Annotated in this window: 14 protein-coding genes; 7 read left to right on the forward strand and 7 right to left on the reverse strand. The window is 65.2% G+C overall.

Annotated elements, in window-relative coordinates:
- Positions 1-52: 52 nt before the first annotated feature.
- On the reverse strand, positions 53-997 hold the full coding sequence (locus V8U06_RS01290) for a DMT family transporter (RefSeq protein WP_427139177.1): 945 nt from the start codon (positions 995-997) through the stop codon (positions 53-55).
- A complete protein-coding gene (locus tag V8U06_RS01295; RefSeq protein ID WP_427139178.1) occupies positions 994-1,953 on the reverse strand; it encodes an alpha/beta fold hydrolase in 960 nt (319 codons plus the stop codon). The genes V8U06_RS01290 and V8U06_RS01295 overlap by 4 nt, the downstream gene beginning before the upstream one ends.
- 171 nt (positions 1,954-2,124) lie before the next feature.
- Here V8U06_RS01295 and V8U06_RS01300 point away from each other — a divergent pair, with 171 nt between their 5' ends.
- The 4 genes from V8U06_RS01300 to metF all read left to right on the forward strand — a co-directional run bounded on the left by V8U06_RS01300 (position 2,125) and on the right by metF (position 6,705).
- Positions 2,125-2,859 carry a ribonuclease gene (locus V8U06_RS01300; protein WP_427139179.1) on the forward strand — a complete coding sequence of 245 codons (735 nt, stop codon included), beginning with the start codon at positions 2,125-2,127 and terminating at the stop codon, positions 2,857-2,859.
- Between the two features lie 92 nt (positions 2,860-2,951).
- On the forward strand, positions 2,952-4,601 hold the full coding sequence (gene ettA / locus V8U06_RS01305; protein ID WP_226918479.1) for an energy-dependent translational throttle protein EttA: 1,650 nt from the start codon (positions 2,952-2,954) through the stop codon (positions 4,599-4,601).
- Positions 4,602-4,790: 189 nt separating this feature from the next.
- Positions 4,791-5,798, forward strand: a complete 1,008-nt coding sequence (locus tag V8U06_RS01310; protein WP_427139180.1) for an ArsR/SmtB family transcription factor — start codon at positions 4,791-4,793, stop codon at positions 5,796-5,798.
- Position 5,799: 1 nt separating this feature from the next.
- Positions 5,800-6,705 (forward strand): methylenetetrahydrofolate reductase [NAD(P)H], encoded by a 906-nt coding sequence (metF, locus tag V8U06_RS01315; protein ID WP_427139181.1) that lies wholly within the window; start codon positions 5,800-5,802, stop codon positions 6,703-6,705.
- A gap of 483 nt (positions 6,706-7,188) precedes the next feature.
- On the opposite strand, the gene V8U06_RS01320 is transcribed toward metF, so the two are convergent.
- The 4 genes from V8U06_RS01320 to V8U06_RS01335 form a co-directional block, all read right to left on the reverse strand.
- Positions 7,189-8,118, reverse strand: a complete 930-nt coding sequence (locus V8U06_RS01320; protein ID WP_427139182.1) for a DMT family transporter — start codon at positions 8,116-8,118, stop codon at positions 7,189-7,191.
- A 120-nt stretch (positions 8,119-8,238) separates the two neighbouring features.
- Positions 8,239-9,435 carry a lytic murein transglycosylase gene (locus V8U06_RS01325; protein WP_226918483.1) on the reverse strand — a complete coding sequence of 399 codons (1,197 nt, stop codon included), beginning with the start codon at positions 9,433-9,435 and terminating at the stop codon, positions 8,239-8,241.
- Between the two features lie 129 nt (positions 9,436-9,564).
- A complete protein-coding gene (locus V8U06_RS01330; protein ID WP_427139183.1) occupies positions 9,565-10,341 on the reverse strand; it encodes a glycoside hydrolase family 25 protein in 777 nt (258 codons plus the stop codon).
- Positions 10,342-10,496: 155 nt separating this feature from the next.
- Positions 10,497-11,162 carry an outer membrane protein gene (locus tag V8U06_RS01335; RefSeq protein ID WP_427139184.1) on the reverse strand — a complete coding sequence of 222 codons (666 nt, stop codon included), beginning with the start codon at positions 11,160-11,162 and terminating at the stop codon, positions 10,497-10,499.
- Positions 11,163-11,391: 229 nt separating this feature from the next.
- On the opposite strand from V8U06_RS01335, the gene V8U06_RS01340 reads away from it, so the two are divergent.
- Complete coding sequence (locus V8U06_RS01340; RefSeq protein ID WP_427139185.1) at positions 11,392-12,951, forward strand: putative bifunctional diguanylate cyclase/phosphodiesterase; 1,560 nt, start codon at positions 11,392-11,394, stop codon at positions 12,949-12,951.
- Positions 12,952-13,018: 67 nt separating this feature from the next.
- Positions 13,019-14,425 carry a serine hydrolase domain-containing protein gene (locus V8U06_RS01345; RefSeq protein WP_427139186.1) on the forward strand — a complete coding sequence of 469 codons (1,407 nt, stop codon included), beginning with the start codon at positions 13,019-13,021 and terminating at the stop codon, positions 14,423-14,425.
- Here the strand turns inward: V8U06_RS01345 and V8U06_RS01350 are convergent.
- Positions 14,410-14,811, reverse strand: coding sequence for a ketosteroid isomerase-related protein (locus V8U06_RS01350; protein ID WP_427139187.1), 402 nt, complete (start codon positions 14,809-14,811; stop codon positions 14,410-14,412). The genes V8U06_RS01345 and V8U06_RS01350 overlap by 16 nt on opposite strands.
- A 74-nt stretch (positions 14,812-14,885) precedes the next feature.
- Here V8U06_RS01350 and V8U06_RS01355 point away from each other — a divergent pair, with 74 nt between their 5' ends.
- Positions 14,886-15,473 (forward strand): GNAT family N-acetyltransferase, encoded by a 588-nt coding sequence (locus V8U06_RS01355; RefSeq protein ID WP_427139188.1) that lies wholly within the window; start codon positions 14,886-14,888, stop codon positions 15,471-15,473.
- The last annotated feature ends 116 nt before the right edge of the window (positions 15,474-15,589 follow it).

The following is a 15,589-nucleotide window of genomic DNA, read 5'->3' on the forward strand; positions in this document are numbered from 1 at the left end:
GGGACATCATGACGCCTCAGACTGACTTGATGCCCGGCCGGTTACGCTCCTGTCAGACCGGCGTCGAAACCGGCGGGATGGTGGCTGTCTTGCCGATCTGCCGCTCGCGCCAGATGATGTAGAGGCCCGAGCTGATGATGATGGCGATGCCGAGCCATTTCAGCGCGTCCGGCAGGTCGCCGAACACCCACCAGCTGAGCACCGTGGCCGAAACGATCTCCAGATATTGCAGCGGGGCGAGCGTGGAGGCGGGAGCCGAGCGATAGGCATAGACGCCGAGCACGCCGGCAATGGTGGCCGCGACGGCCGCACCGGCGATATAGAGCGTGTTCGCCATGTCGGGCATGACCGGCGTCAGCATCGCGATGCCCGCCTTGCCGCCGAAGGCCAGCAGCAGGCCGGAGAACACCGCGCCCCAGGCGCCGGCATAAAGCTGCATGGACCAGGGGTCCTCCTTCTGCGCCACAAGCCGCGTCAGAAGGTAGAAGAGCGCCATGGAAATGGCGGCGACCACGGGCAGGAGTGCGATGGGGCCGACCTCCTGCAGGCTCGGCTGGATGACCAGCATGGAGCCGAAGAAGCCGACGCCGCAGGCCGTGTAACGCCGCCAGCCGATGGTTTCCTTGAGGACGATCGAGCCGAGAATGGTGAGGATGATCGGCTCGACGAAGAAGATGGCGATGGCGTCCGCCACCTCCATTACCGCGAGCGGCGTGAAGAAGGCGATCATGGTGATGGCCATCAGCAGGCCACGGGCGGCATGCAGGCCCATCTTCTTCCAGGTCACGTTGAACAGCGTGCCGCGCACAAGGCAGATCGGCCCCAGCACCAGCATCTGGAAGACGAGGCGCACGCAGGCGATCTCGGTCGCCGGCACGGTGGTGACGGCAAGCTTGGCGAAGATGTCGATGATCGGTGAGACGAGCACCGAAAGCACCATGAGAAGAAGCCCGAGGCTGACATCCTGGCGAAGGGGCGTTGCGGCTTGCGTGTTCATGAGGGTTCCGGGACCGGGCGCCGCGTGGCGACGACCCGCCTGCACCAGCCGGCAAAGGCATCGATGGCGGGGTCGCGCAGCGCCGGGCTTTCGTTCAGCGTTTCGTGTCGCATGCCGCGATAGACGATCGTGGTCACGTCCTCAAGCCGCGATTTTTTCAGTCGTTCGGCAAAGGCCAGCGTCGCCCGGCCGCGATCCGTCGCCGGATCCTCGTCGCCGCCGACGAGATGGACCGGCAGCGTCTTCGGCAGCCGCGCCAGCCCTTCGATGGAGGCATCGGCGAAGGTCACGGCGAAGATGTCGATCCACATGGAGACGTTGACGTCGAAGCCGCAGAGCGGATCGGCGATATAGGCATCGACCTCGCTGGCTTCGTGCGACAGCCAGTCGAAGGCCGTGCGGTGGCCGGGAATGGACTTGCCCCAGGCGGCGAAGGTGAGCTTCGGCAGGATGCCGCTCGGCACGTCCGATCCCTTCAGCATGCGTTCTCCCGCCAGCACGACCTGCGCGAGGCGTCCGGTGAGACCCGGCTCTAGGTTGGAGTTCCACACGGCGAGCGCGTCGATATCCGACGGATGCGCCTCGGCGAAGGCGAGCGCCAAAAGCCCGCCCATGGAATGACCGAAGAGCACGACCGGCAGGCCCTTGTGGCGGCTGACGGCGTGGTCGCGTACGGCGCGCATGTCGGCGATCACCCGCTCGATCCCGTCTCGCGGCGCAAACTGGCCGCGCGGGGCGTCCGGCGCGGTGGTGAAGCCGTGGCCGCGATGGTCGTGCGCATAGACATGAAATCCTTCCGCGGCCATGCGCGCGGCAAAGGCGGCATAGCGCGCGCTGTGCTCTGCAAGTCCATGGCTGACGAGGAGGATGCCCCGTGCTTCGCCGCGCGCCGGTTCGTGCCGTAGCGCCAGCGCCGCCCCGCTCGGGCTCTTCAGGGTTTCTGTCTCTGAAAACACGGCCATTCCTCCCGTTTGTCAGAGGTCAACGCGATTTGGCGTGCAAAGACAATGGGATGCGGCGTGTATTTTGAAATTTACTCCCGTATGTCGCGATTTTTCAGATTCAGGGTTGCAATTTTCCCGTTTTAGTCCGTAAATGATCTTGCTTTGTTCCATTCGGAGGTCGCCATGAACATGAAAGCTGCCTTGGCCTTTCTGGCCGCCTGTATCTCCTTCCTTCTCGCGCCCGGGCTTGCCCTGGCCCAATCCGCGCCCGTGGACGGTCCGGCCCGCGAGATCCTCTCCATCAGCTGGCAGTCCGGCTATTGCGCCGCGCGGCCGAAAAGCGGCGGCTGCGCGGACTTCTCCGCCGCGTCGCCGGCCGCAAGCCGGTTTTCGCTGCACAGCCGCTTCCTGGCGCGCAAGAGCTATTGCGGCATCGAGGCCGATCTCCAGCAGCGGGCGCGCAAGGGCAAGTGGACGGACCTGCCGGCCATCACGCTCGCCTCGGCCACGCAGGAGCGCCTGCTGGCGGCGATGCCGGCTGCGCGGCTCGGCCTCGACCGGCAGCAATGGCTGCGCAGCGGCAGTTGCGTCGCGGCCTCGCCGGAGGCCTATTACAGCCGCTCGCTCGACCTGCTCGATCAGTTGAACGCCTCGCCGGTATTGGCACTCTTTGCCGACAAGGCGGGCGGCACGGTGACGCTCGCCGAAGTGCGCGCCGCCTTCGATACGGCCTTCGGTGCCGGTGCCGGGGAGCGCGTGCGGCTCACCTGCCGCAAGGTGGACGACAAGGCCATCGTGATCGGGCTCACCATTGGCGTGGCGAGCGGCGAGGGCACGCTTGCCACCCTGATCGATGCATCGTCGCCGACGAAATCGCGCTGCACGGAAGGTTTGACGGGGACGGCGCAAGCCGGCTGACAAACGCCTTCGCCCGCGGCTTTCGCAGATTGCCGCGGGCGTAGAATTCGCCTACATAGCGGGCAAATTTGTCCGATCCGGAGCGCGTTTTCATGGCACGTCAGTTCATCTATCACATGTCGGGGCTCAACAAGGCCTACGGCAACAAGAAGATCCTCGAGAATATCCACCTGTCCTTCTACCCGGATGCCAAGATCGGTATCCTCGGCCCGAACGGCGCGGGTAAGTCGACCGTGCTGCGCATCATGGCCGGCCTCGACAAGGAATTCACGGGCGAAGCCTGGCTTGCCGAAGGCGCGACCCTCGGCTACCTGCCGCAGGAGCCGCAGCTCGACGCCTCGAAGACCGTGCTCGAGAACGTCATGGAAGGTGTCGCGCCGAAGAAGGCGATCCTCGACCGCTACAACGAACTGATGATGAACTATTCCGACGAGACGGCGGAAGAGGGCGCGAAGCTCCAGGACATCATCGACAGCCAGAACCTCTGGGACCTCGAAAGCCAGGTCGAGATGGCGATGGACGCGCTGCGCTGCCCGCCGGGCGATGCCGGTGTCGAAAGCCTGTCGGGCGGTGAAAAGCGCCGCGTCGCGCTCTGCAAGCTGCTGCTCGCCCAGCCCGATCTCCTGCTGCTCGACGAACCGACCAACCATCTCGACGCCGAGACGATCGCCTGGCTGGAAAAGCACCTGCGCGAATATCCCGGCTCCGTGCTGATGATCACCCACGACCGCTACTTCCTCGACAATGTCACCGGCTGGATCCTCGAACTCGACCGCGGCCGAGGCATTCCCTACGAGGGCAACTATTCGGCCTATCTGCAGTCGAAGTCCAAGCGCATGGCGCAGGAAGAGCGCGAAGAGGGCGCCCGCCAGAAGGCGCTGTCGCGCGAGCAGGAATGGATCGCCTCTTCGCCCAAGGCGCGCCAGGCCAAGTCCAAGGCGCGTATCCGGGCCTATGACGAGCTGGTCAAGGCCGCGGCGGACCGCCGTCCCGGCGATGCGCAGATCGTTATTCCGGTCGGCGAACGCCTCGGCAACACGGTCATCGAGGCGGAAAACCTCACCAAGGCCTATGGCGACCGCGTTCTCATCGAGAACCTCACCTTCAAGCTGCCGCCCGGCGGCATCGTCGGCGTCATCGGTCCGAACGGCGCCGGCAAGACCACGCTGTTCCGCATGATCACCGGCCAGGAAACGCCGGATTCGGGCTCGATCACCGTCGGCGAGACGGTCGATCTCGGTTATGTCGACCAGAGCCGCGATGCGCTCGGCGGCGACAAGACCGTGTGGGAGGAAATCTCCGGCGGCAACGACGTGCTCAAGCTCGGCAAGCATGAAGTCAACAGCCGCGCCTATTGCGGCGCCTTCAACTTCAAGGGCGGCGATCAGCAGCAGAAGGTCGGCACGCTCTCGGGCGGCCAGCGCAACCGCGTGCACCTCGCCAAGATGCTGAAGGGCGGCTACAACGTCATCCTGCTCGACGAACCGACCAACGACCTCGATACGGAAACGCTGGCGGCGCTTGAAGACGCGCTGGAAAACTTTGCCGGCTGCGCCGTCATCATCTCGCACGACCGCATGTTCCTCGACCGCCTCGCCACCCACATCCTCGCCTTCGAGGGCGACAGCCATGTCGAGTGGTTCGAGGGCAACTTCGAGGATTACGAGAAGGACAAGATCCGTCGCCTCGGCGCGGACGCCGTCAACCCGAAGCGCGTGACTTACAAGCGCCTGACGCGCTGAGCGATGCAACGCCCCGAAGCGGGCCAGTGGCGGGCATCCGCCGCATGCCGCCCCGCGACGCCTATCAAAACCCCGGTTCGCCGGGGTTTTTCTTTGCCGCTGTTGATGGGAAGATCGCGACACGGATTGGCTCTTGCGCGACGCAAGTTAATCACATAAACATATCTTTATGTCTTGATTGGAAAGATCATGGGCGACACGCAAAAACTCGGACTGGACGACATCGTGGAGATCCTGAAGGCGGCGGGCGAACCGACGCGCCTTCGCCTGCTCGCGCTCCTGTCGCATGGCGACCTGACGGTGACAGACCTCACGGACATTCTCGGCCAGTCTCAGCCGCGCATCTCGCGTCACCTGAAGCTGCTTGCCGAAGCCGCGCTGGTCGATCGCTACCAAGAAGGCGCCTGGGCCTTCTTCCGGCTGAGCCAGGGCGGCCCCGCCGTCGCGCTTGCCCGGCAGCTACTCGATGCGGCCGAGCCGACCGATGCGGTCTTCGCCCGCGACGACGAACGGCTGCGCGTGCTCAAGAAGATCCGCGCCGAGAAGGCGCAGGCTTATTTCAGCCGCAACGCGGCGGAGTGGGATGCCGTGCGGCGCCTGCATGTCAGCGAGGCGGAGGTCGAGGCGCGGCTTGCCGCGATGATCGGCACCGAGCCGGTCGACGGCTTCCTGGACCTCGGCACCGGCACCGGCCGCATCCTCCAGCTCTTCGAGGGCCTTTACCGACGCGGCGTCGGCGTCGACGCCAGCCGTGACATGCTGGCGGTGGCGCGCGCCAATCTCGACCGCGCGGGCATCACCAAGGCCTCGATCCGCCATGGCGACATTTTCAACCTGCCGCTGGAACGCGACGAGTTCGATGTCGTGACGATCCACCAGGTTCTACACTTCCTCGACGAGCCGGAAGCGGCGGTCGCGGAGGCGGCGCGCATGCTGGCCCCCGGCGGCCGGCTTGCCATCATCGATCTTGCCCCGCACGCGCTGGAGCACCTGCGCGACGAGCACGCCCATATCCGCCTCGGCTTCTCGCACCAGACGCTTTGCGAATGGCTGGAGAAGGCGGGGCTTTCCGTCGAAGAGGTCGTCGATCTCAAGCCCGCGCATTCGGCCGCCGATGCGCTCACCGTGACCATCTGGCTTGCCCGCGACCAGCGCGAGCGGGCGGCCGACCCTATCGCGATCCGCAGGAGGAGTTGACATGAAGCCGGCGACCGCCATCCGAGCCCACAAGGACATCCGTCTGTCTTTCGAGTTCTTCCCGCCGAAATCCGCGGAGGCCGAAAGCCAGCTCTGGGAAACGGCCGCCGAGCTTTCGGCCTATGATCCGGGCTTCATGTCGGTCACCTATGGCGCGGGCGGGTCGACCAAGGCGCCGACGCTGGCGACGGTCCGCCACCTTCTTTCCATGGGCCTGCCGACGGCGTCGCACCTCACCTGCGTCGGCGCGACCAAGGAGGAGGTCCACGCCGTCGTCGCCGAATTCCAGGCGGTCGGGGTCAAGCATTTCGTGGCGTTGCGCGGCGACCCGCCGGGCGGCGTCGGCACGGCCTACCAGCCGCATCCCGGCGGCTATGCCAATGCGGCGGAACTGGCCGCTGGCCTGCGCGGTCTCGGCGATTTTGAGGTTTCCGTCTCCGCCTATCCGGAAAAGCATCCCCAGAGCCCGGACGTGGCCGCAGACATCGACATGCTGAAGCGCAAGGTGGACGCCGGCGCGACGCGCGCGCTGACGCAGTTCTTCTTCGAGAACGACGATTTCGAGCGCTACCTGGAGCGTGTGCGCAAGGCGGGCATCGACATTCCCGTCGTGCCGGGCATCCTGCCGGTGCACAATCTCGGACAGGTCCAGAAATTCGCCGGTCTCTGCGGCGCCACGGTGCCCGGCTGGCTCGCCGACCGCCTCTCGCCCTTCGACGACCGGCCGCAGGAGCGTGCCGCCGTCGCCGTCGAACTGGCGATCCGCCAGGTGGAGGACCTGATCGCCCGCGGCATCAACGAATTCCATTTCTACACGATGAACCGCGCCACGCTGGTTTCGGCGGTGTGCGACGGCGTGGGCTTCGCGCGGATCGGCCGGAGCCAGGCGGCAGGCGCGGCGGCCTGAGGCTTCACCGGCAGAACCTGAAAATGAAAACGCATGGCGCCGTCTCCGGGGCCATGCGTTTTTCGAATTCGTGTGGGCAGGGTTTCTTGCTTTTGTCCCTTGCCCTTCCTTTGCGCTGTGTCGCCCTCAGATGAAGATCATCGTTGCGACGAAGAGGAACGCGGCACTGATCACCAGAACATTCAAGGAATGTGTGAGTCCCATGGCTGACCTCCTTGCGTTTACGATCCAATATTACGACCGAAAAAAGCGGGTTGGAAAGGTGTTTTGTTGCTGCGTTGCAACATCACGGCTTCGCCGGATGGTTATTCACAGTGCTAACTTCCTGTATTTTCTCCCTTATTGCGCATGCCACAAAAAATTCACAATCCCTACCAAATGACGAATGCCGGCATTGTGCATTTACCATTGTGGCATAAGTCGGGCCCGCATTGAGGCGGACGCCTTGAGAAACGGGCAGGCTGCGGCTTTGTTCCAGCCTCTTCAGGCGCTGCGGAAGCGGGCGAAAACACGCCCGTCGAGCACCACGAGCCCCAGAAGCACCAGCGCCATGCCGGCAAGGCCGAGCGGCGTCAGCCGTTCGCCGAGGAAGAGCATGCCGGCGAGAATCGCGCTTGGCGGCACCAGCAGGGTGACGAGCGAGGTGTTGGTGGCGCCGGCCGCCGCCATGATCCGGAAGAACAGGATATAGCCGTAGGCCGTGGACAGCAGCGCCAGCGCCAGCACGGCGAGGATCGCCGGCAGCGGCGGCAGGGCAAGCTGCCAGGGCGTATCGAGGCTGAAGGAAACAGGCAGCATCAGCAGCGTCGAGGCCGTCAACTGGCCGGCGGCGGTGACGGGCGGCGCGACGCCGCGGAAGCGCTTGCCGTAGGTCGCGGCGAGGCCATAGGAAACGGCGGCCAGAACCGGCAACAGGACGGCCCAGAGCGGCGGGCCGCCGTCGCCGGTGAAGGGCGCGAGGGCACGCGGGCCGATGAGGACCGCCGTGCCGGCCAGGCCGATGAGGCAGCCGGCGACCTTTTCCGGGGAGAGTTTTTCGTCCGCTGTCATGCGGTTGGCGATGAGCACGGTGAAGATCGGCGTCGTCGCGTTGAGGATGGAGGCGAGACCCGCGCCGATCTGCGTCTGGCCGAGGAAGATCAGCATGTGCGGGACGGCATTGTTGATGAGGCCGAGCAGCAGGAACTCCCGCCAGCGGGCGCGCAGCGTCGGATAGATGCCGAAGCGTCCGGCAATATAGATGTGCAGGGCGAGGGCGGCGATGCCGACGCGCAGCAGCACGAGAGTTGCCGGCGGTACATGGGCAACGGCGACGCGGGCGAAGAAGAAGGAGCCGCCCCAGATCATGCCGAGGAGCGCCAGCAGGCCCCAGGTCTGTGCGCTCATGCGTGTGGTGGTCGCCGTCTGCTGCATCGCTCTTTCCTTGCCGCCGCGCAAAAGCAAACGGCGCATGTCCGGTTCGACCGGGCATGCGCCGCTTCAGGTCTTCAAGGACCTATAGCACCGGGGTGGCCGGGGGCCACCCGATTTCCGTCAGAGGGCGGAGAGCAGGGCCTGCGTCGCCCAGCCGTCGGCCGGAAGGCCGAGGCGCAGCTGTTCCTTCTGGATTGCCGCGCGCGTACCGGAGCCGAGGATGCCGTCGATCTTGCCGACATCATGGCCAAGGCCCTGCAGCTTGGTCTGGAGCTGCTTCATGCCGTCTTCGGAAAGACCTTCCTCCGGCGCGCCGCGCTCATAGGGCGGAGCGCCGGCAAGGCGCGTCGCGAAATAGGCGGCCGACGTCGTGTAGATGAAGGACTGGTTCCACTCGAGATAGATGTTGAAGTTCGGGTAGGTCATGAAGGCCGGGCCCTTGCGGCCCTGCGGCAGCACGAGCGAGGCTTCGAGATTGCCGAAGGACGTGTCGCCGTCGCGCGGCTTGACGCCGAGCGCGAACCAGTCGCCCGCCTTCATGCCCGGCTGCAGGCCGGTCTTCTCGAAGGGCAGGACGTCCGGCACGGAGACTTCCTGGATCCAGGGCTGGCCCTTGGTGAAGCCGAGATGCTGGATGAACTTCGCGGCGGTCAGGATCGCGTCCGGCGAACTCTGCTTGACGTTGATATGGCCGTCGCCATCGCCGTCCACGCCGAATTCGATGATGTCCTTCGGCAGCATCTGCACCTGACCGATCTCGCCGGCCCAGGCGCCCGTCGTGCCGTTCGGGTCGAGGTCGCCATGGCCGACCATCTCGACGGCGGCGAGAAGCTGCTTGCGGAAGAGTTCCGGGCGGCGGCAGTCATGCGAGAGCGTGACCAGCGCGTTGCGGGTGTTGAAATCGCCCTGCACGGCGCCGAAGTCGGTTTCCATCGCCCAGAAGGCGGCGATGATCGGACCGGGCACGCCGAACTCCTGCTCGGCGCGGGCGAAGACCGGGGCGAGGTCCGTCAGCTTCTTGCGGCCGATATCGAGGCGCGACTGGCTGACCGTGCGCTTGGAGAATTCGAGGAAGGTCTGGCGGAAGACGCCCTGGGCGCGGTCACGCGACAGGACCTTCTGGTCGATTGCGGCACCGGCAAGGGCCTTGTCGGCGACATCGGCGGAAACGCCGCGCGTCAGCGCCTCGGCCTTCACACCCTGAAGGAAGGCGTCGAAGTCGCCGCCGCAGGCTGCTGCCGTCTGGGCGTGTGCGCCGCCGGCGAAGAGGAAGGCCGCGAAGCTCGCCACAAGTGTCGTCTTCAGGGTTTGCCGCATCTTACTGCTCCTTGGGCCCGTTGCCCGCTGTCTCGGTTGCCCCGGCTGTCTCAGATGAATGTGACGGAAGCAAGAAGAAAAAGGCAACCGCGGCGTGCTGTCACCCTTTCTCACAGACTGTTGTCGCAATCAGCGGGAAACCGAGGCGACCCACGTGTTCCAGTTCTTCGCGGAGCCCGCGAAGACGTTGATATCCGTGTCGCCGGAAATGCCCGGAATGACGCCCGTCGACGTGTATTGCCAGAAGGCCCACTTGCGCGTCGCGTAGATGTTTTCCGGATGCTCGGCGACCGCTCGCAGCCAGAAATGGTATTTGTCGAAATGGCCGACGAGGTTGTCGCGATGGAAATCGACGGTCGTGTAGATGATCGGTCGCTTGCCGTAATGCGCTTCGAGGCGGTCCATGAAACGCTGCAGGGCGGTGCGCACCTCGTCCGGCGGCGGGCGCAGCTTGCAGGTCGGCGAGGCGGGGTTCCATTCCGCATCCAGCACCGGCGGAAGCTGCACGGCCTCCTTCGGCACGTTGGCAATGAACCAGTCGGCCTGCGCATCCGCGGTCGAGCAGAAATAGTAGAAGTGATAGGGCGCATGGGCGAGACCGGCGGCGCGCGCGCCACGCCAGTAGTCGGCAAAGCGGCTGTCGATCCGGTCCGTTCCCTCGGTCGCCTTCAGGAAGGCGAAGGAGACGCCACTCTTCTTCACCGTCGCCCAGTCGATATCGCCGTTCCATTTGGACACGTCGATGCCGTGCACCTGATGGCGATGCGGGCTGCGCGCGCCGAAATCCTGCGGGTCCTTGTCCTCGAAGCGCGGAACGGAAGCCGTGGACACGAGGTCGTAATCGGTGGTGGAACAGGACGTGGCGAGAAGGGCGAGGGGCAGAAGTGCCAGAAGGAGCCGACGCATGGAGGTCCCGTTGTTGCGCGTTTACCAATCCTGCCTCGAATGGACCGGGCCGTAAAGGGGAGCGCGCGAGACGGGTCCTCGACCTATCGCGTATTTTCGTAAAATTACGGTTAGCGCGCGGTTAAGCCGGAGCGAGGGTGCGCTCCGGCCTGCCGTCAGAACTTCATGCTCACACCGACCATGATCGAATGCGAATCGATATCGCCGTCGACGCCGGCCGCGTTGAACACGTCGGACTTGCTGTAGTCGCTGTAGCGATATTCGACTCGCCCCGCCATGTTGTCGGTGAAGGCGTGCTCGACACCGGCACCGATCGTCCACCCATGCAGCGTGTCACTTTCATTGGCGCCGGTGTTCACGTCCTCCAGGCGCGCATGCGTGAAGGCGTAGCCGCCGGTGCCGTAGATCAGCGTGCGGTCGATGGCATAACCGAGACGCGCGCGGACGGAGCCGCCCCAGGTCGTTTCCGTTTCCAGCGTCGTGCCGCCGGCCGGAAAGCGTTCGTCGTTGAAGTCGCGCTTGATGTCGGCTTCAACGCCGTACACCCAGCCATCGTTGAAGAAATTATAGCCGGCAAAGGCGCCGAGCGCGAAGCCGCCGAGGTCGCGGTTGAGGGCGGTGACGCCGTCGGAATAATCGACGCCCGTCCAGGCGTAGCCGGTGTTCACACCGACATAGAAACCGCCCCAGTCGTAGACGCCGGCCACCTCGGTGATCGGGGTTTCGACGGGCGGCTCGGCGATGGCCATGTCGGCTGCAAGGGTTGGCAGGGTGCCCGCGGCGACGAGGATGGCGGTGGCACCGAAGATCGTGGATTTCATGTGATGGTCCTTCCCACTCGATACTCGCGCGAAGCCCCGCACGCGAATGACAACAAGCGACCTAACGCGCGGACGGAGCCAGGGTTCCCAAGAAAACGCCCCCCTGAATCTTGGGAGCGAACGCCAACACTCGCTTAACACTCTGTCATTCTTTGTCGGCTAGAACATCCCTCGGGCCGGTTGCGGCCGGGACCACCCTGTTGTCATGATAACAACGGTTTAGGGTTACATGATGTTGAAAACCTTGTTGCCGAGGATCGAGCAGCGCTATGCGCTGGCGGGATCGATCTTCGGAGCTTTCCTTCCCACCATTTGTCTTGGCGCCGACCAACTGCTGCGCGATAGCGCGCAGGCAAGTCTTTTCGGTTTTTCAGCGCCCACCGCCACCGCGCTCGCCCTGATGCCGATCTTCTTTGGCGTCGGCTTCTACCAGATCGGCCGGTCCAAGGCGCAGCTCGTCGACGAACTCACCCAGCGCCGCCAGACCGAGCAGTTGCTGACGCACGAGGCCCATCATGACCGGCTGACGGGACTGGCCAATCGCTTCTGCCTCGAGCGCGATATCCAGGCCGTCGTGGAGGCGGAGGCCAGCAGCCGGCTCGCTTTGTTGCTCATCGACCTCGACCGCTTCAAGTTCGTCAATGACAGCCTTGGCCACGATGCCGGCGACCAGTTGCTGTCGGCCATCGGCGAGCGGCTGCGCAGCGCCCTTTCGGCGACGGCGCGGGTCTACCGTCTCGGTGGCGACGAATTCGTCGTGACGATCCCGGGGCGCCCCTCGCAGGGCAAGGTCGAGAATGCCTGCCGCACGGTCTGCGAGCTTTTCGAGGCGCCGTTCGAACTTCGGCATGGCCGCGTGGCGAGTGGCTGCAGCATCGGCGTCACCTTCATGGAGCCGGGCGACACGACCATGTCCGAGCTTTTGAAGCGCGCGGACCTTGCGCTTTACGAAGCCAAGGAAACCCATGGCAGCGGCTTCCGTTTCTTCGATGCGGCGCTGGCGGCGCGCGTGCAGGCGCGCGCGGCCATCGAGCACGATCTTGCGCGGGCGCTCGCGGCGAACGAATTCTTCCTGGAATACCAGCCCATCGTCGGTGTCGAGAGCCGTGCGGTGCGCGGCTTCGAGGCGCTTCTGCGCTGGCGGCATCCGGAGAAGGGGCGGATCATGCCCGACGTCTTCATCCCCGCCGCCGAAAAGACCGGGCTCATCCTGCCGCTCGGCAACTGGGTGGTGCGGGAAGCCTGCCGCGAGGCGGCGACCTGGCCGGCGCCGGCGGGCGTCGCGGTCAATGTCGTCGGCGACCAGTTCAAGGACCGCGCCTTCGTGGATTATGTGAAGACCTGCCTCGCCGAGGCCGGCCTTGCGCCCGGACGCCTCACCGTCGAGGTGACGGAATCGGTGTTTTCCGTCGACGAGAAGGTGATCCGCGAAAGCCTCGGGGAGCTGCGCGAGCATGGCGTGCGCGTCGCGCTCGACGATTTCGGCATCGGCTTTTCCTCGATCAACAACCTGCGGGCCTTTCCCATCGACCAGTTGAAGATCGACCGGTCCTTCGCCCGGGCGATGATGGAGAGCAAGCGCGACGCCGACCTCGTCGATATCATCCTCAAGCTCGGTCAGACTTTCCAGGTGACGACGACGGTGGAGGGCATAGAATCGGAAAGCCAGCTCGACTTCATCCGCCAGCGCGGCGCCTCCGAGGCCCAGGGCTACCTCATCTCCGGCCCCGTGGCCGCGCCCGACGTGCCGGCTTTCCTCGTGCGGCCCGCCGACAGGCTTTCGGCCTGAGCGCGCGAAAAGCCTTTCCATGACAACCAAATCCTGATTGTCTCGGAGACTGGAAGGAGAGGCCGCGATGAGACGATTCTACAGGCTGGCCGCTTGGGTGCTTTCCCTCCTTGTCCTCATCGTGGTGGTGGGGGCAAGCTGGATCATCGTATCGCCGCCGGCCCTGCTCAGCGTCGGCTCCGGCTATGCCGCCAAGATCGTCTGCTCCAATGTGTTCATCGCCGGTCGCAATGCCGATGCCGTGCTTGCCGAGGACGTTCAGGCGCTCGGCCATCCGCTGCTGAAGCTCATGCGTCAGGACGTCGACATGACCGAGAAGACGGTGACGACGCGCCTTCTCGGCCTCTTCGCGCCGGGGCATGCCGCATGGCACGACGGGTTCGGCTGCTCCAGCGTGCCGGACGGCGACTTCCGCGCGGCGCAGCAGGCGGTTTCGGACGTGCCGCTGCCGGAAATCCCGGCGGGCGATGCGAGCCTGGCCTGGCCGGATGGCGAGGCGGTGACGCCGGATGCGGCGGTCGCCGCGCTCTTGGCCGACCCCACGCTGACCGGGCCGGGCATGCGCGCCGTCGTCGTGGTGAAGGACGGCCGCATCGTCGCCGAAACCTATGGTGCCGGTTTTTCCGCCGCCACGCCGCTGCTCGGCTGGTCGATGACCAAATCGGTCAATGCCGCACTGGTCGGACGGCTGATGCAGGTGGGGGCGCTCTCGCCCGCCATGAACAACCTGTTTCCCGAATGGCGCGGCGATGCGCGCGCGTCCATCACGCTGGCGCAGCTCCTCGCCATGGAAAGCGGACTTGCCTTCAACGAGAGTTACGGCAGCGTCGCCGATGTGACGCGCATGCTCTTTCTCGAGCCCGACATGACGCGCTTCGTCCTGTCGCTGCCGCTGGAAGCCAATCCCGGCGAGAAATTCAACTATTCCAGCGGCACCGGTGTGCTGCTCTCCCGCATCTGGATGGGCGCGCTCGGCGGGCGGGCGCAGGCGCTGTCCTTCCCGTCGCGGGCGCTGTTTTCGCCGCTCGGCATGGCGAGCGCGGTGATGGAGCCGGACGAAACCGGCATCTTCGTCGGCTCGTCCTACATGTATGCGACGGCGCGCGACTGGGCACGCTTCTCGCTCTTGTTGTTGAACGACGGTATCTGGAAGGGGAACCGGCTGCTGCCCGCGGGCTTCGTGACCGCCATGGCGACGCCGACGACGGCATCCGGCGGGGCCTATGGTCAGATGCAGACCTGGACGAACGGTCCCGGGGACAAGAAAGACGCGGATTACGGTCTGCCGGAGGAGGCGTTCTGGATGCAGGGGCATGACGGCCAGACGGTCGCCATTCTCCCCTCCCGCGGGCTTGCGGTGATCCGGCTGGGACTGACGCCGTCGAAGCTCGGCTACCGGCCCCAGCCGATGGTCAAGCGCATCCTCGATGTGCTGGATGCGTCGAAGCTGTCGGCCGGTCAGGCGCCGACCTGAGCGATCCAGTCGTTGAGATTGTAGGTGTTGGAGATGCGCGCGACCTTGCCGTCACGGATCTCGAAGAAGGCGCCGGCGGGCAGCACATAGGTCTGGCCATTGGCTTCCGGCAGGCCTTCGTCGGTGGCGAGGTACTGGCCATTGACGACGAATTCGGCCGCGCCGCGCGTACCGTCGTCGTTCGACAGGACGACGATGTCCGTCAGGGTCTCGCGGTAGGAGCGATTCATGTGCGCCATGAAATCGCGGAAGGCGTCCTTGCCGACCTGCCGGCCGCCCTGGTTGATGTCGTGGACGACATCGTCATGCAAGAGATCGAAGAAGGCCTCCATGTCCTGCCTGTTGAAAGCATCATAATAGGCGCGGATCGTCTCTTTTGCCGGCATGTCATCCCTCATATCGTTGCTTCTGGGCGCTGCCCTTATAACATTGTTCAAGCCTTTGGGAACATTCACGGATCATGCAGATAGAGATCGTCCAGGGAGAGGCCGTTACCCCGCATATCGCGGATCTCGCGCGCCTTCGCACCGAAGTCTTTCGCGCCTTTCCCTATCTCTACGAGGGCAGCGAGGCCTATGAGGCGTCGTATCTGGCGACCTATGCGCAATCGCCGGAAAGCCTCTTCGTGCTCGCCATCGAGGAGGGGCGGATTGTCGGCGCGTCGACGGGCGTGCCGATGACGGATGCCTCCGCGGTCTTCAGGGCGCCTTTCGCCGCCGGCGGCATCGCGCCGGAGACGGTTTTCTATTTCGGAGAGTCCGTGCTGCTTTCTTCCTACCGGGGCAGGGGGCTCGGCGTGCGCTTCTTCGAGGAGCGCGAAGCCTATGCGCGCCGCCTGGGGCGCTTCGACTGGTGCGCCTTCTGCGCCGTGGAACGGCCGAAGGATCATCCGATGCGCCCGGCCGACTACATGCCGCTCGACGACTTCTGGGGCAGGCGCGGTTATGCGCATCGGGCGGACCTGCGCCTCCTGCTGGCCTGGCAGGATATCGATGAAGAACGGGAGACGGAGAAGCCCATGTCGTTCTGGCTGAAAGCGGCACGGTAAGGCCGCTCTCGGCACCTGGACGGTTTCGACAGTCGGATCGGCAACGCGCCGCGCCGCTTGCGGGATGGAGCCGGATGGGGGCCGCCGGGCAAGGCCGAAGGGCGGCGGCCGTGTGG

The sequence above is a fragment of the Shinella sp. G-2 genome (assembly GCF_050172695.1).
GTDB lineage: Bacteria > Pseudomonadota > Alphaproteobacteria > Rhizobiales > Rhizobiaceae > Shinella.

Bases quoted from the DNA above. Each gene is read 5' to 3' on its own strand.
- V8U06_RS01290 (WP_427139177.1), bottom strand. From the start codon at position 997: ATGAACACGCAAGCCGCAACGCCCCTTCGCCAGGATGTCAGCCTCGGG.
- V8U06_RS01300 (WP_427139179.1), top strand. From the start codon at position 2,125: ATGAACATGAAAGCTGCCTTGGCCTTTCTGGCCGCCTGTATCTCCTTC.
- ettA (WP_226918479.1), top strand. From the start codon at position 2,952: ATGGCACGTCAGTTCATCTATCACATGTCGGGGCTCAACAAGGCCTAC.
- V8U06_RS01310 (WP_427139180.1), top strand. From the start codon at position 4,791: ATGGGCGACACGCAAAAACTCGGACTGGACGACATCGTGGAGATCCTG.
- metF (WP_427139181.1), top strand. From the start codon at position 5,800: ATGAAGCCGGCGACCGCCATCCGAGCCCACAAGGACATCCGTCTGTCT.
- V8U06_RS01320 (WP_427139182.1), bottom strand. From the start codon at position 8,118: ATGCAGCAGACGGCGACCACCACACGCATGAGCGCACAGACCTGGGGC.
- V8U06_RS01325 (WP_226918483.1), bottom strand. From the start codon at position 9,435: ATGCGGCAAACCCTGAAGACGACACTTGTGGCGAGCTTCGCGGCCTTC.
- V8U06_RS01330 (WP_427139183.1), bottom strand. From the start codon at position 10,341: ATGCGTCGGCTCCTTCTGGCACTTCTGCCCCTCGCCCTTCTCGCCACG.
- V8U06_RS01335 (WP_427139184.1), bottom strand. From the start codon at position 11,162: ATGAAATCCACGATCTTCGGTGCCACCGCCATCCTCGTCGCCGCGGGC.
- V8U06_RS01340 (WP_427139185.1), top strand. From the start codon at position 11,392: ATGATGTTGAAAACCTTGTTGCCGAGGATCGAGCAGCGCTATGCGCTG.
- V8U06_RS01345 (WP_427139186.1), top strand. From the start codon at position 13,019: ATGAGACGATTCTACAGGCTGGCCGCTTGGGTGCTTTCCCTCCTTGTC.
- V8U06_RS01350 (WP_427139187.1), bottom strand. From the start codon at position 14,811: ATGCCGGCAAAAGAGACGATCCGCGCCTATTATGATGCTTTCAACAGG.
- V8U06_RS01355 (WP_427139188.1), top strand. From the start codon at position 14,886: ATGCAGATAGAGATCGTCCAGGGAGAGGCCGTTACCCCGCATATCGCG.